Source organism: Bernardetia sp. ABR2-2B (assembly GCF_037126435.1).
Taxonomy (GTDB): Bacteria; Bacteroidota; Bacteroidia; order Cytophagales; family Bernardetiaceae; genus Bernardetia.
In genome coordinates this window covers 1141801-1155472 of the sequence record NZ_CP147020.1, presented here as the reverse complement: position 1 = coordinate 1155472, position 13672 = coordinate 1141801, and the positions used below count along the sequence as shown (strand labels likewise).

14 protein-coding genes are annotated in these 13672 nt (G+C 31.4%); 10 read left to right on the top strand and 4 right to left on the bottom strand.

Annotated features, from left to right (window positions below):
- The first annotated feature begins 178 nt into the window (after window positions 1–178).
- The 6 genes from gldN to WAF17_RS04820 all read left to right on the top strand — a co-directional run bounded on the left by gldN (window position 179) and on the right by WAF17_RS04820 (window position 6711).
- On the top strand, window positions 179–1111 hold the full coding sequence (gldN, locus tag WAF17_RS04845; RefSeq protein ID WP_338766951.1) for a gliding motility protein GldN: 933 nt from the start codon (window positions 179–181) through the stop codon (window positions 1109–1111).
- Between the two features lie 331 nt (window positions 1112–1442).
- The gene (locus tag WAF17_RS04840; protein ID WP_338766948.1) at window positions 1443–1859 is read left to right on the top strand and encodes a hypothetical protein; all 417 of its coding nucleotides are present in this window, start codon (window positions 1443–1445) and stop codon (window positions 1857–1859) included.
- A 109-nt stretch (window positions 1860–1968) separates the two neighbouring features.
- Complete coding sequence (locus WAF17_RS04835) at window positions 1969–2511, top strand: DinB family protein (RefSeq protein WP_338766945.1); 543 nt, start codon at window positions 1969–1971, stop codon at window positions 2509–2511.
- 141 nt (window positions 2512–2652) lie between these two features.
- Window positions 2653–3783: a TlpA disulfide reductase family protein gene (locus WAF17_RS04830; RefSeq protein ID WP_338766943.1), complete on the top strand. Its 1131-nt coding sequence runs from the start codon at window positions 2653–2655 to the stop codon at window positions 3781–3783.
- A 130-nt stretch (window positions 3784–3913) separates the two neighbouring features.
- Window positions 3914–5023, top strand: a complete 1110-nt coding sequence (locus tag WAF17_RS04825) for an FAD-dependent oxidoreductase (protein ID WP_338766940.1) — start codon at window positions 3914–3916, stop codon at window positions 5021–5023.
- A 110-nt stretch (window positions 5024–5133) separates the two neighbouring features.
- Entirely contained in the window at window positions 5134–6711 is a 1578-nt protein-coding gene (locus WAF17_RS04820; protein WP_338766938.1) for an OmpA family protein, read from the top strand.
- Window positions 6712–7009: 298 nt separating this feature from the next.
- Here the strand turns inward: WAF17_RS04820 and WAF17_RS04815 are convergent, their stop codons facing one another.
- On the bottom strand, window positions 7010–7831 hold the full coding sequence (locus WAF17_RS04815) for a prohibitin family protein (protein WP_338766936.1): 822 nt from the start codon (window positions 7829–7831) through the stop codon (window positions 7010–7012).
- 219 nt (window positions 7832–8050) lie between these two features.
- Here WAF17_RS04815 and WAF17_RS04810 point away from each other — a divergent pair, with 219 nt between their 5' ends.
- The 4 genes from WAF17_RS04810 to WAF17_RS04795 all read left to right on the top strand — a co-directional run bounded on the left by WAF17_RS04810 (window position 8051) and on the right by WAF17_RS04795 (window position 11145).
- Window positions 8051–8713 (top strand): hypothetical protein, encoded by a 663-nt coding sequence (locus tag WAF17_RS04810; RefSeq protein WP_338766934.1) that lies wholly within the window; start codon window positions 8051–8053, stop codon window positions 8711–8713.
- Window positions 8714–8773: 60 nt separating this feature from the next.
- Window positions 8774–9244: a DUF2306 domain-containing protein gene (locus WAF17_RS04805; protein WP_338766932.1), complete on the top strand. Its 471-nt coding sequence runs from the start codon at window positions 8774–8776 to the stop codon at window positions 9242–9244.
- An 87-nt stretch (window positions 9245–9331) separates the two neighbouring features.
- Window positions 9332–10411 (top strand): histidine kinase, encoded by a 1080-nt coding sequence (locus WAF17_RS04800; protein WP_338766929.1) that lies wholly within the window; start codon window positions 9332–9334, stop codon window positions 10409–10411.
- On the top strand, window positions 10408–11145 hold the full coding sequence (locus tag WAF17_RS04795) for a LytTR family DNA-binding domain-containing protein (RefSeq protein ID WP_338766926.1): 738 nt from the start codon (window positions 10408–10410) through the stop codon (window positions 11143–11145). The genes WAF17_RS04800 and WAF17_RS04795 overlap by 4 nt, the downstream gene beginning before the upstream one ends.
- Before the next feature lie 171 nt (window positions 11146–11316).
- Here the strand turns inward: WAF17_RS04795 and WAF17_RS04790 are convergent, their stop codons facing one another.
- From WAF17_RS04790 to WAF17_RS04780, 3 genes are all read right to left on the bottom strand, one after another.
- Window positions 11317–12237, bottom strand: coding sequence for a DUF2911 domain-containing protein (locus WAF17_RS04790; RefSeq protein WP_338766923.1), 921 nt, complete (start codon window positions 12235–12237; stop codon window positions 11317–11319).
- A gap of 150 nt (window positions 12238–12387) precedes the next feature.
- Window positions 12388–13083, bottom strand: coding sequence for a hypothetical protein (locus tag WAF17_RS04785; protein WP_338766921.1), 696 nt, complete (start codon window positions 13081–13083; stop codon window positions 12388–12390).
- 36 nt (window positions 13084–13119) lie between these two features.
- Window positions 13120–13629 (bottom strand): DCC1-like thiol-disulfide oxidoreductase family protein, encoded by a 510-nt coding sequence (locus WAF17_RS04780; protein WP_338766918.1) that lies wholly within the window; start codon window positions 13627–13629, stop codon window positions 13120–13122.
- Between the last annotated feature and the right edge of the window lie 43 nt (window positions 13630–13672).

Sequence of the window (13672 nt, the reverse complement as noted above, 5' to 3'; positions counted from 1 at the left end):
ACTCATTTATCGAAAAAAAACTTTAATTTCAATACAATTTTGAAGTACATTAAGCGTTAGATAAGCAAAGGAAGTAATAAAAGATATATTTTTATCAAAAAAAGATTTAACTTTACCTTTCTAAAGAAAGAATTATTTTATCATCTCTATAAATTTAGAATCACTCTATTAAATAACTATGAAGAAACAAAACAAAAACATTTTCAACTTTCTGAAAAAAGGAATTATCGGAATGGCAGCTCTTATATGTGGAGTTACTTTTTCTGCAAATGCACAAGAGTTCGGAATGGAATATGCTCAAGATGGATATAACCACAACTCTATCCGTCCTTTGCACGAATCACACATTATGTATAAAAAGACACTTTGGTTCAGAATGTCTTTAAAGGAAAAGCAAAACTTGCCTTTCTTTGCAATGGAAAATCAAATTACAAAAGTAATTATTGATGCCGTAAAATTAGGGATTATTCGTCCTTACAAAAACGATTCTTTGCGCACTCGTATGTCGCAAGAAGAATTTTTAGAAAATCTTACTATTCCTTCAGAAGAAGTTCAACTTACAGAAGAAGAAATTGCGATGGGCTTTACACAAGACGACCTTGGTGGTTTTGGTGGTGGAGGAGATGATTGGGGTTCTGGTGGCGACTGGGGTGGCGACGGTGGAGGCTCTGCCGAAGCTGAAACAGTAGCTAATGAGTTTTATCCTAAACAACTTCACTTATTAGAAATCAAAGAAGATTTATTGTTTGATAACAAGCACTCTCGTATGAAGCACGATATTCAAGCAATTACAATTATTATTCCTGCTGAAATGAATCCTTCAACAGGTTTAGAGAAAAAATTAGCTGCATTTTCGTATAAAGAATTGGTTCAAAACCTTTTCCGTGATAATTCACAAGCAATTTGGTACAATGAGCGCAACAATCGTCATCACAGAAATTTAGAAGAAGCGTTTGATTTGCGTTTATTCAATGCTCGTGTTATTAAATATGACAATGCTAGAGATAATATGATTGTTGATATTTATGAAGACCAACGTTCTGCTCTTATCGCAGCTCAACAATATGAACATCAATTACTAGAGTATGAAAGTAACCTTTGGGAAAACTAAAAGTTGATTTTTATTCTATCAAAGAAGCCTTTTCTACATATTTGTAGGAAAGGTTTTTTGATTTTTGAATCTAAGAAACAATTACTACCTGCTAAAGCAGCGAAGCTAATTAAAAATTACGAAATGAATATTCAGCACAGCTAATTACGAATTTAAATTTCTGACTACCAGTTAATTATAAGACTGAAATTGTCAATTTATTTAATTTCTATCCCTAAAAAATAAACAATTTGATTTTTTATTGCTTTTTAACGTATATTTGAACTTTATAAATTTATAGTTAGACTAGTTTATAAAACATTAATTATTTTTTTTAACTCAATTTTTCAGAATGAACACAAATTATTATTCACTACTCATCGCATTTTTATTTTTCGTAACTGGTTTTGTAGCTTGTAAAGGCAAAGAAAACAAAGATACAGCAGATACTTCAAAAACATTCACAACAGAACAACTTATGGATGTTCGTTGGAAAGCAACCTCTGGTGTAGAAGGTGGAGAAGAGCTAAATTTTGCTAAAGATGCTGAAAAGGGCGAATTATCTTATCAAAGAATTTATGGCGAAGGTACAGCAGCAACTACTGTAACAGGATATTGGAAGCTAGAAGATGGAAACAAACTTACTTTAGAAGATTGGGATGAGTCTGCTCAAGCTGTAAAAGCTGCCGAAACTTATACTATTGAATCTATCACAGACACACAACTTGTTTTGTCAGGTAATGGAGGAACAAGAACTTATACTAAGTAATTTCTGTATAATTATCATTCTATTTTAAGGATTTTATCTAAAAACTACGTTTCTTTGTAAACGTAGTTTTTTTATGCACTTTTATTTCCAGCCCAAAGATCAACCAAATATGATTCCATTTCCAAGTTCAAGTGAATACGCTTCTTTTTATGCTAATTATATCAAACTTATAGGCAATTATATTGCAGAAAATGAAAAAGAAGATATTATAGAAATTCTTTCTGATTGTGGACAAAAAACGAAAGACATCTTCGCCAAATTTTCAGAAGAAGAATCTTTATTTAGGTATGAAAAAGAAAAGTGGAGCATCAAAGAACTTTTGGGACATATGATAGATACTGAACAAATTATGGCGTACCGTGCTTTGGCTTTTTATCGTGGCGAAAAACAATCTTTAGTAGGTTTTAATGAAAACGAATATGCTAGAGAAGCTAACTTTGATGCAATTCCATATTCAGATTTGCTGGAAAGGTATGAGGTTGTTCGTAAGTCTTCAGTTGAGCTTTTCAAAACCTTTGATGCCAAGCAAACTTCAAAAATAGGAGAAGCAAGTGGTAATCCTATGTCTGTTCGTGGGCTTGTTTATATGATTGCAGGACACGAAATTCATCATCTAAATATTTTGAAAGAACGTTATATGAGTCAAAATTAACAAGCTCAAACAAGTATTTCAGAATTTGAAAAATATAAAATTGGAATGTCATTTTTAACAAAAAGACTCTTTTTTGTGTTTTACTATTTTATTTCGCTATTCATTAATTTATTTTTAGTCATTTACGTTCATTTATTTTTTATGAAAAAAACTATCTGTTTTTCGTTTATATTTTTTACGCTTATATCATTTATTTTTTCAAGCTGTGATTCTAAGAAAAATTTACCTCAAAATGAGTATCTAGTAGAAGGAAAGGTAAATAATTTATCTCAAGATATGAAGCTAATTGTTTCTGATATTAGTACAAAAGATATTGTTCCTCTCTATGAAGTAGCTGTTAGGAAAAATGATAAGTTCAAACTGAAAGGAGAAATCACTGAACCAACACCTTTTTATTTAACTCTAATCAGAGAATCGGACAGTACGTTCTCACCTTCTGACAATTTGGTTGTATTTTTTGAGCCTTCTGCAATGGAAATTCAAGCTGATGCTGGAAAGCTTTCAGAGGCAAAAGTTACAGGCTCTCGTTCGCACTCTCATTTTGAAATGTATAGAAAAGGAACAATGGGCTATGAAAAGAGTATGAAAGAACTGACAGCAAAGGCAATGAGTAGTTCGCAAACTGGCGATACAGCAACGTATCAGACTGCAATGGCAAACTATGAAAGACAATATGAGCAATGGAAAAATTATAATAAAAAATTTATTGCAGAAGATTCTATCGATTATGCTGTACGTTCATTTCTAGCTGTAAACTATATGTTAGAAGAAGATTATGCAACAGAATTAGAAGCATTGATAGAAGGAAAAACTTCTACTTGGACAAATCAAATCAACTCTTTTATTAATCAAGTCAAGAAAATATCAATGGGGCAAACTGCACCTAATATTGCGACGCTTCAAAACATAAAAAGTGAGTCTGTTTCTATAGATAGTTTGGAAAAAAAGCCTACTATTCTGTATTTTTGGGCTTCTTTTGAGCCAAAGGCAGCTTCTCAAGTACAACAGTTTGCACTTTTAGATAAGGCAACGATGAAAAAAGAATATCAATTTGTTGGAATTTCTTTAGATTCAGATATTGATGCATGGAAAGAAGCAATTGAAGAATTACCTCAAAATCATACCCAACTTATTGATATTTCTACTGACCAAAATGCAGCCATTACATATCATCTGACGAGTTTGCCACTATTTGTAGTCTTAGACGAAAACCATAAAATGATTTATAAAGCTTCGTCAATAGAAAAACTAAATGCTTTTTTAATGAAATAAAATTAGTTTAGAGTAAAAAAATGTCTGATACATTATCAAAGTATCAGACATTTTTTATTAGCCATTGTTGGTGTTTTAGCGAAGTGATACCAACAATTAAATAGCTTACCATAAATTATTTTTTAAAAAAATGAAAAACAAATTTGATTATTTGATTATCGGACAGGGTTTGGCAGGTTCTATCTTGGCTTATACGCTTCTTGAAAAAGGGAAAAGAGTATTGGTGCTAGACGAACCCAAACTTCAAAACTGTTCAAAAGTAGCAGCAGGGATTTGTAATCCAATTACAGGAAGAAATCTTGTCCGAACTTGGAAAAGTAATCAGTTATTTCCATTTCTAAATGATTTTTATCCAAAATTAGAAAAACAGTTTGATTGTGAGTTCTTTTTCAAAACTCCTGTTTATCGTCCCTTCCAAACTTTAGAGCAACAGCAAGACTGGTCAGCACACGAAGATAAAATAAATGAAGAGGTCATTTATCCTAAAAAACGATTTCTGACAGAAAATGTAGATGACAAACTGGGAGGACTTTTGATAAAAAATGGAGGGCATTTACGTACAGATATTTTTTTAGAGACTATCAAAAAATACTTAATAGAAAAAAATGCGTATCAAGAAGAATTATTTGATTTTGAGAAATTGACTCTAAATAATGAATCTGAAAATAAGAACGTAATCTATCAAGATATTATAGCAAACCATATTATTTTTTGTAGAGGAGCAGCAGACAAAACCAACCCATTCTTTGAAAAACTACCCTTTGCACCAGCAAAAGGCGAAATTTTGCATATCGATTTTGATAAAGATGAAAAAACAGTCAGAGAATTAAATCAAATTATTCTGAATAAAGGCTGTTGGCTTGTTCCTTTTAAAGAAAGTAAGAGTAATTTGAATAACAAAGTGGAAGAGAGTTTTACAACAATTTTCCGTACAGGTTCGAATTATGACCACAAAGATTTATCACTAGAGCCTACTCAAAAGGCAAAAGAAGAAATTGAAACCAAACTAAAAGCTGTTCTAAATCTTGATTATCAAATCAGAAAACATGAGGTAGGAATACGACCAGCGACACGAACAAGAAAGCCACTTATTGGAACGCATAAAGATTATCCTCAAATTAGTATTTTTAATGGATTTGGTGCAAAAGGAGTTTCTATGATTCCTTATTTTGCTTGGCAGTTTGTAGAATATTTATCTACTGGAAAAGAATTAGATAAAGAAGTTAGAATAGATAAGTGATTTAATAAATAGTGGTAACTTTATGAGCCATAAATTATAATTTTCATTTAGGAATGAATCTTGAATATTCTATTCTGAACAAAATTTACATCTCTCAACCCATTAATTATATGAAACAAAATAGCATATTTATTGCCTTATTTTTATTGCTTTTCTCTGTATCAGCTTTATTTGCTCAAGAAAATACAGAAGCAGATATTGTCCAAAAAGTAGAATTTAAAAATATAAGTAAAGGAAGGATAGGTTTTCCAGAGGGACAAATCAATTCTATTGCCATCGACCAAAATGATACAAAATGGGTAGCTACTGAAAGTGGTTTGGTTGCTTTTTATGCTGATTCTACTGTCAGAACATTTAATAGAGCAGGAAAGTATGATTCTTTGATAGACAAAGTCAGTTCTATTCGTTTTGATAAAAAGGGAACAATTTGGCTTGGTACTTTTTCGAACGATATTGTTAGTGTTGTCAATTTGGATACTTATGGAGAATATATTTGGCATACCGAAATTCCGACTTTCAGTAATAAGAGTTTTTATATCAATGCGATTGATGTAGATTCTAAAGGTGGGAAATGGATTGCTACGGCAGAGGGTGGACTTTGGCATATTGCAGCCAACAACAAAAAAACGATTTATAATAATGAGATAGAACCTAATATTCCAAGTGACAGAATAAATGCTGTAACGGTAGATAATAATGATGTTGTTTGGGTAGGAACGAGTGCAGGAATGTTTAATATTAAGAATGGGAAATTTCAAGATGCTTTTGATGTAACCAATAGTGGTTATGGTTATGATAATGTTTTACACATTGATTTAAAACCTGATGGAAATTTGTGTGTAACGGCTCTGAATCGTAAAGAAAAGCAGTTTTTGGTTTGTAATCAAGAAATGTTTCAGATGTCTAAAAGAGTTACAAAAACCAAAAACTTTAGGTTTAATGATGTTGTGGTTACGCCTAATGAAAATGTTTGGATAGCAGGAAACGAAGGTGTTGTTAAGTTCTCAAAAGATGAAGACCCTATTTTTTATGACCAAGATTCTGGTTTAGTAGTAAGTGCAGTTACGGCATTGGCATATGATATAAATGGAGATATTTGGTTAGGAACTCCAAAAGAAGGCTTGTTTAAGATGCAGTTCAAAAAAATAGAAATCCCAAAGGAAGCTGAAATTTTAGCTGTTATCGAAGAAAAAGAACCTATTAAAATAGAGACAGAAATAAAGACAGAAGAAAAAGAGGTAGAAATAGAAACAGAAGTTGTTAAGCCAGAAATTAAGATTGCTAAAATAGAAGTTCCGAAAATAATTTTCAATGAAAAAGAAATCAAAAAAGGGGAAGCTATTAGCCTTGAAAATATAGAGTTTAATATCAAAAGTTATTCTCTCAATAATGCAGAAGGAGTACAGGCGTTGGTAGATTTTATGAAAGCAAATCCAAAAGTAAGAATAGAAATTGCTGGACATACTGACAGAGACCCACACCCTGCTCACCCGAGTTATGCACGTATCGCCAAACAGCAATTAGATTTGTCTCGTCAGCGTGTAGAAACTGTATATAGATATTTGACAGACAGAGGAATCGATGCTTCAAGAATAGAGAAGAAAGCCTATGGAGGAACAAAACCAATTGTGAACTCAAACTCTGCTTTAAATAGACGTGTAGAAATGAAAATTTTGGAGGTAGAGTAAAGTAAAACATAACTAAAGTTCCATACTACTAGATAAAAACTATTGATTCTCTATTTTTATATAGGTCAGCCCTTTGGACTGACCTATTCAGTAAAATGTCTAGTAGTATGCTAAAGGTCTTTAAAATGACACTGTTTCAAAAGTTTTGAAAGTTATTTTCATAATATGTGTTTTGCATTTTGCCATAATTTTTCTTTTTTTAATTCAAAAATTAGAAATAATTACTGCAAAAAAAATAGAGATTAGAAATATAAATTTTCTCTAATCTCTACCCTTCTAAATTATGTGCTAAGACTTTTTATTTAGCTTTCATAATTGCACCTATATCAACAAATGTTCCTCCTTCTCCTGCAACAACAGGTAATTTTCCGTCCCATTTTTCGATAGCTCTTAATCTCAAAAGGTCATCATCTAGAGAAAGTTGTAATAGTTTTTGTGCATCAGATTGTGCCTGTGCTCTTACTCTTTCTTGCTCTCCTTCTGTTTTGATACGTTCAAGGTCATTCAGAGCAGTCAATGCTTTTTGTTCTGCAATTTGTTTTAATTCAATAGCAGAATTAAACTCTGGCGAAAAGTTAAAATCTACGATAGAAAAGTCAGTAACAATGATGTTATTTTGAGCTAATCGTTTTTTGATATATTCATAAACATCATCTTTTACAGCAGGACGTTTTGTAATCAATTCTTCGGCCGTATAACGAGCTGCAGCCGATTTGATAGATTCTTGAATGATAGGTTCGATAATCGTTCGTTTGTAATCTAACCCTAAATCTCTGTAAATAATATTTGCTTTTTCTTTAGACAAAAAGAAGTTGAGAGCTACTTTTGAAGTAACAGGCTGCAAATCTCGTGAAGAAGCAGACGCATCGGCTTCCATTTTTTGGATACGAACATCAAGCTGAATGACCGTAGAAACAAATGGATTAACGGCGTGCATTCCCTCTGGCAACAAAACATCTTGGACTGCACCAAAATTAGCAACTACGCCCACTTTTCCTGATTCTACTACGACAAAAGTTCTGAATAAAAATACGAGAGCGACTACAATAACTACAAAAGTTCCGATTCCGAAGAACACTGTTTTTGGGGATATAGAAGATTTATTTCTTGAGTTAGCCATATTATTTTATTTTTTTGATTGGATGAAAAGGTAATTTCGATTTCTAAATAGTAAGCAATATAACGTAAAATAACTGATTTGGGTTAGGTAGAAGAAATCATATTTTGCATTTTGTCCTCTCAAAACTGCTTTTGGTGTAAAATAATAGCTTGGAAAGTTATGAAATTAGAGTTTTGTATAAATCATTTAGCACAGCCGTCAATTCTAAATTTTACCACAATGAAAAATTCAAGATTGCTTTTTGTTTTCGCCTTTGTAATTTCTTTCTTTTTTATTGAAAGTGTTTATTCACAAACTATAAAAAAACGAGAAGGTGGGCTATATTTATTTCAAGAGTTTCGCTTTCAGAAGCTGTCTTCTATTAATTCTAGTCTCAAAAGTTATGGTCTTAACTCAGCTTCGGGTTTAATTTTTTCTTCTGGAGCAGGTGGTTATGGTTGGTTTGGAAGAGTTAAAATAGGTGGAGAGGGAGCTTATTTTAGAAATGATAACGATGAAAGTAATCAAAATACAGAGCTTCAAGGCTTTGGAGGAAATTTCTATACAGCTTATTTAATCAATCCAACATCAAAAGTTCATCTACTTCCTCTGATTGCTTTGGGTGGAGAGTCTATAAACTTGTTAGCAAGTAAAGAAAGAGCAACAACTGATTTTTCACAAGCCTTAGAACAGCCACAAACGCTATACCTACAAACAGGAAGCTTTTATCTCAAAACAGCTTTACAACTAGAATATAAAGCTCAAAAAAGTGTAATGGGGTTACAAATTGGTTATCAATATTCATCAAGTCAAGAATGGCAATTAAATGATAAAATATTTTCTAATGCACCCTCTGACCAACTTTCTAATTTCTTTTTTCGATTTACTATTGGTTTAGAATAATGACTTTTTAAAACCTTCACCATTGCTCATGTCTCACGAGTGATACAAAAAACTACAATTATGATTTACACAAATATTGTTCATAGTTCATTAGGTTCAGTACATCTATTTGCTGCCATTATCGCTATGATAACAGGACTTATCGTTATTCTGAAAGGACATAAAGGAAATATTTCTCATCAAAGAATAGGTTATATTTATGTTTTTTCAATGCTTTTATTAAATGGAACAGCCTTTGGGATTTATAATTTTGGAAAATTTTCTATGTTTCATTTCTTTGCTATTGTTAGTCTAGTAAGCCTAACAGCAGGAATGTTACCCATGGTTTTTAATATTTCTAACAAAATGCGTTTTCATTATCGCTATATGAGTTGGTCAGTTGTTGGATTGTATGCTGCTTTTGTTGCAGAGTTTTTTACTCGTTTTGTGCATTTTGAGTATTTTTGGGTAGTTGTAATGATAGGAACAATAGCCGTTTCAGCAATAGGAGGATATTTGATAGAAAAAAATGCAAAACGGTTTTTGAAATAATCTTAGAATCAATTACGAATTTAAAATGCTGATTGTCAATAAATTACAAGCTAAAAAATAGTTTTTTAATTTCTGTTTCTTATCAAAATGAATACTCAAAAAATACATAATACATTAAAAAACAGGTCTTTAACCTACAAAAATACTTATGTACATATCTTTTTTTGGTTTGCTTATACTCTTTTTTGGGGAATAGTTGGTTATGAATCTACTGCTCCTATTTGGCAGTTATTATTGACAAACTTCTTTTTCTTGATTGGTCATGCAGGTGCTTCTTATGTAGGAATCTATATTTTATTACCTCGTTTTTTTCAAACTAAAAAATATGTTTCTTTAGTTGTTTTTTCATTGCTCACTATTTTTCTTTTTAGTTTTTTGATTTCGGTAGGAATGACATTATCCTTTTTTCTTAATGGAGAAAGTTATAGTGAGATTTGGCTTCCAAGAAAGTGGTTTCCAAAGTTTTTTCTTTCTACTTTCTGGATTTCTGCTATTTTTATGGCGTGGAAAGCACTCAAAGATTGGAGAAAAGCTGACAAGAGAAATAGCCAATTAGAAAAGGAAAATTTGCAAAGTGAAGTTCATTTTCTGAAAGCTCAACTCAACCCTCATTTCTTGTTTAATGCTCTAAATAGTATTTATTTTCAAGTAAATAAATCACAGGAAGAAGCACAAGAATCAATACTGACTTTTTCAGAAATGTTGCGTTATCAGCTTTATGATTGTGCAATTGAAAGAGTAGAGCTACGGCAAGAAATAGAATATTTAAAAAATTATTTATCAATGGAAAGCCTTCGAAAAGGAGATAGAGTTTGTATCAAAACAGATTTTGATGTAGAAAATCAAAGTGTTTTGATTTCTCCTTTGCTATTTCTTCCATTAGTTGAAAATGCTTGTAAATGGGTTTCTATGGAAAAAGAAGAAAATAATTTTATTACTATCATTCTCAAAATAAAAGACAATATATTGTTTTTTTCAGTAGAAAACAGTCGTTCTGAACAAATTTTGCCCACACAAAATAAAGGTGGAATAGGACAACAGAACTTAGCACGAAGATTAGAATTACTTTATCCAAAAAAACACCGTCTTAGCTTTCAACAAAATCCACAGACGTATATTGCAGTTTTAGAATTAGATTTGAATGAAAGTTTACGCTTACAAAAATGAAGAAAATAAAATGTTTAGTCGTTGATGATGAGCCTTTAGCACGAGAGGGATTAGCTAATTATGTAAAAAAGATTCCTTTTTTAGAGCTTATCGGAACGTGTGAGTCTGCATTAGAACTGATAGAAAAGCTAAATTCCGTTTCTGTCGATGCTGTTTTCTTAGATATAAAAATGCCAGAGCTTTCAGGAATTGATTTTTTGCGTTCTGTTTCTTACCAAAATCGTCCTTTAATAGTTCTTACGACGGCTTATTCTGAATATGCGCTTGAAGGTTATGAGCTTGATGTGATAGATTATTTAGTAAAGCCAATTTCTTTTTCACGTTTTCTGAAGGCTGCTAACAAATTGCAAGAACGAATTAATGATAACAATGCTAATAAAATTGAAAATCAAGAACAGCCGACCTTTTTCTTTATCAAAACAGAAAATCGTTTGGAGAAAATTTATTTTGACGAAATTCTTTTCGTTGAATCAAAACGAAACTATATAGAAATTCAGACCGAAAAAAAAGGAGTTTTTACTACTTATCTAACTCTTAAACAAACTGAAGAAGAACTGCCAAAATCTGATTTTTTGCGTGTTCAAAAATCTTTTATTGTCTCCAAAAATGCTGTTGAGAGTATTGAGGGAAATCAAATCATTATAAATGATAAAAAAATAGCAATCAGTAGAAATAATAGTGAGGAGATTATAAATGAATTGACGCAGAATAGATTCTTAAAGAAAAAAAACTAAATTTATACAAGAAAAGCCTTAGCATTATTTTTATAATACTAAGGCTTTTGTAATTAGAAAGAAATGATACTTAGGAACAATTACGAATTAAAGATTACGAATTACGAATTAAAATTCTGACTACTAGTTAATTATATAATTAAAAGTGTCAATTTATTTAATTTCTATTCCTTATTTTTTCTTTGTATCTACATTTTTTGGAAGTTGTTGAGAGTACGTTTTGATAAACTGCTCCATTTCTGGTTTTAGACGTTTGTAGAAATTTGTGTTTTCTTTTTCGCCCATTTCCATTGCTTTTTTTGCTAAGTCAATTGCTCCTTGTGTATTACTCGAAACGCCACCTGTTTTGTTTCCAGTCATCATCAAACGAGCTTTTATCCAATTATTATAATAATGGTCTTTCAAAGAAATAGATTTATTAATCCATTCCATTGCTTTGTTTGTATCTTGTTTGTTATCCATATAATACTCGGCAGATTGTGCATACGTGTACCATATATTATTAGCTTTCTCCAAAGTGTTTTCAATATTTGAAATCATTGTCGCAACTGGATCTGCATCTACAACAAAAGATATTCTAGTATTAGACCACCAAAGCGAAACTTCTCCTTGTTTGTCTTCCATTGCCTCAATCGTAAACATCATGCGTTCGTGGATGATAGGCGAAATCATAGGAGTTACCATAAAACGAACAACATCTTCCTTTTCATCATACTGACCAGCTCCCCATTGTTCAGAGTTTTTGTTGATAATTACTGTCCATTCCTTCTCATTTGGAATAGTAAAAAGAGCATACGTTCCTGCTGGAATTTTTGTTCCTTTTATAGAAACTTCATCAGAAAAAGTAATATTTGTAGCTTTATTTGCACCTGTACGCCATATTTCGCCATAGGGAACAAGACCACCCCAAACTTCACGCTGACGCATAGCAGGAGAAGAATAATCGATAGTAATATCTGTAAGACCAACTGTTTGTTTTACCATTGCTGAAGGGCTAGGCTGTGGCATTGTGAGTTGTGCAAAAACAGAAGAACTGAAAAATAATGCCATCACAGACATTAAAACTAAACTAAAAGTTGAAATTTTTAACATAAAAAATTGTAGTAACGATAAATTAAAAATAAAAAAATAAGCGATAGTTCATTTTAAAATCGCCTAAAAATTGAAAAATCAAATTTGATTTCTCTTGAGTCAAGATGTAAAGATAACTGACAAATCTATTTTTAAGAACTATTTCAAGAATTATAACAAAGTTGATGATTTCAATCCGTGTAGTTTCATTTTTCTTGAAATAGGATATTTGATTAAATCTCTTAATAAATTTTCTTTTTCTTCTTTATCCATACTCATAAAAAAGCTTTTGTTTGATGTAATATTGCAAAGTACCCATTCATTCTCTGTTTTTGAAGGCAAAATTTGTCCTCTAAAAATCTCAATACCTGTCCAGCTTCTTATAAAAGAAAATCTATTGTCTTTACAATACTGAAACCATTTGTCATCCATAGAAAGTGGAATTATTCCTAACTCTAACATCTCTTTTTCTTTTTGGGTAATTTTGATTTTAACATCAAGTCTATCACAGTTATTTGAATCAAGAGCTTCTTCAAGCCCCCAGTCATCTTCCTCTGCTGAAATATAGTATTTACTTCTTACAGTTCCTTCAGCTAATAGTTCTAATTTTTCTCTTGAGCGTTTATACAAAATGACTTGAGTATTTTTATTCATTTCAGATAAAGGTATTCCTTCATAATACATTTGTGTGCTTAGTTTTAAAATATCTTTTTCCAAGAAAAAAGGAGTTCCTAAATATTTAGAATGGCGAAACTGTGAAATATCAAGTTTTTTTTTATCAAAACTTACCAAATCTGTATTTAATATTTTTTTTTCGGTAGTATCATTTAGAAACTTTGTAATCTCCATTTCTATAACTTCTCTCATTTTATTATTGAACTTTTAATTATTAAAAACAAAAAATCATTTCTTTCGTCCCAATCTCAAAACCAAACTACCTCCGATAAGCGCACCCAAACCAGCCCAAACCCAAACAGAAGGACGAATTTTTTTAGGATTCTCTCCCAAGAAAAAATGTGAGACATCATATAAAAAAGGACGATTATCAGCTACTTTTTGATATAACCATTCTGTAAGCTCTGCAAAATCAGGATTTTGTTTGTACCAACTCATCAGTAAATCAGTTGCTCCCCCCAATTCTAAACTTTTGAAAGCTGCTGCTGCTCCTGAATAAACTTTTCCGTCTGGAGTAATCAAGCGAACAGCTTTTTTGAACATTTTTTTGTCTAAATCCTCAAAATCATCTGCTGCTTCTTGATAAGGACGTAAATCAATAGTATTTTCATCTGTAATCATTTTCCATTTGGTAATCCAATATTTGCAGAAGCCACATTCTCCATCCCAAATTAATGTAGTTTTTTGTGGAGGATAAGCAGTAGAGAGAGAGCTTTGAGTATTTTTTAGTGAAGTCATTTTTTGGTTTTGTAAATGATACTATCGTATGATATATTTTTAT

Bases quoted from the DNA above. Each gene is read 5' to 3' on its own strand.
- WAF17_RS04830 (WP_338766943.1), top strand. From the start codon at position 2,653: ATGAAAAAAACTATCTGTTTTTCGTTTATATTTTTTACGCTTATATCA.
- WAF17_RS04785 (WP_338766921.1), bottom strand. From the start codon at position 13,083: ATGAGAGAAGTTATAGAAATGGAGATTACAAAGTTTCTAAATGATACT.
- WAF17_RS04815 (WP_338766936.1), bottom strand. From the start codon at position 7,831: ATGGCTAACTCAAGAAATAAATCTTCTATATCCCCAAAAACAGTGTTC.
- WAF17_RS04835 (WP_338766945.1), top strand. From the start codon at position 1,969: ATGATTCCATTTCCAAGTTCAAGTGAATACGCTTCTTTTTATGCTAAT.
- WAF17_RS04800 (WP_338766929.1), top strand. From the start codon at position 9,332: ATGAATACTCAAAAAATACATAATACATTAAAAAACAGGTCTTTAACC.
- WAF17_RS04840 (WP_338766948.1), top strand. From the start codon at position 1,443: ATGAACACAAATTATTATTCACTACTCATCGCATTTTTATTTTTCGTA.
- WAF17_RS04810 (WP_338766934.1), top strand. From the start codon at position 8,051: ATGAAAAATTCAAGATTGCTTTTTGTTTTCGCCTTTGTAATTTCTTTC.
- WAF17_RS04820 (WP_338766938.1), top strand. From the start codon at position 5,134: ATGAAACAAAATAGCATATTTATTGCCTTATTTTTATTGCTTTTCTCT.
- WAF17_RS04790 (WP_338766923.1), bottom strand. From the start codon at position 12,237: ATGTTAAAAATTTCAACTTTTAGTTTAGTTTTAATGTCTGTGATGGCA.
- WAF17_RS04825 (WP_338766940.1), top strand. From the start codon at position 3,914: ATGAAAAACAAATTTGATTATTTGATTATCGGACAGGGTTTGGCAGGT.
- WAF17_RS04805 (WP_338766932.1), top strand. From the start codon at position 8,774: ATGATTTACACAAATATTGTTCATAGTTCATTAGGTTCAGTACATCTA.
- WAF17_RS04780 (WP_338766918.1), bottom strand. From the start codon at position 13,629: ATGACTTCACTAAAAAATACTCAAAGCTCTCTCTCTACTGCTTATCCT.
- gldN (WP_338766951.1), top strand. From the start codon at position 179: ATGAAGAAACAAAACAAAAACATTTTCAACTTTCTGAAAAAAGGAATT.
- WAF17_RS04795 (WP_338766926.1), top strand. From the start codon at position 10,408: ATGAAGAAAATAAAATGTTTAGTCGTTGATGATGAGCCTTTAGCACGA.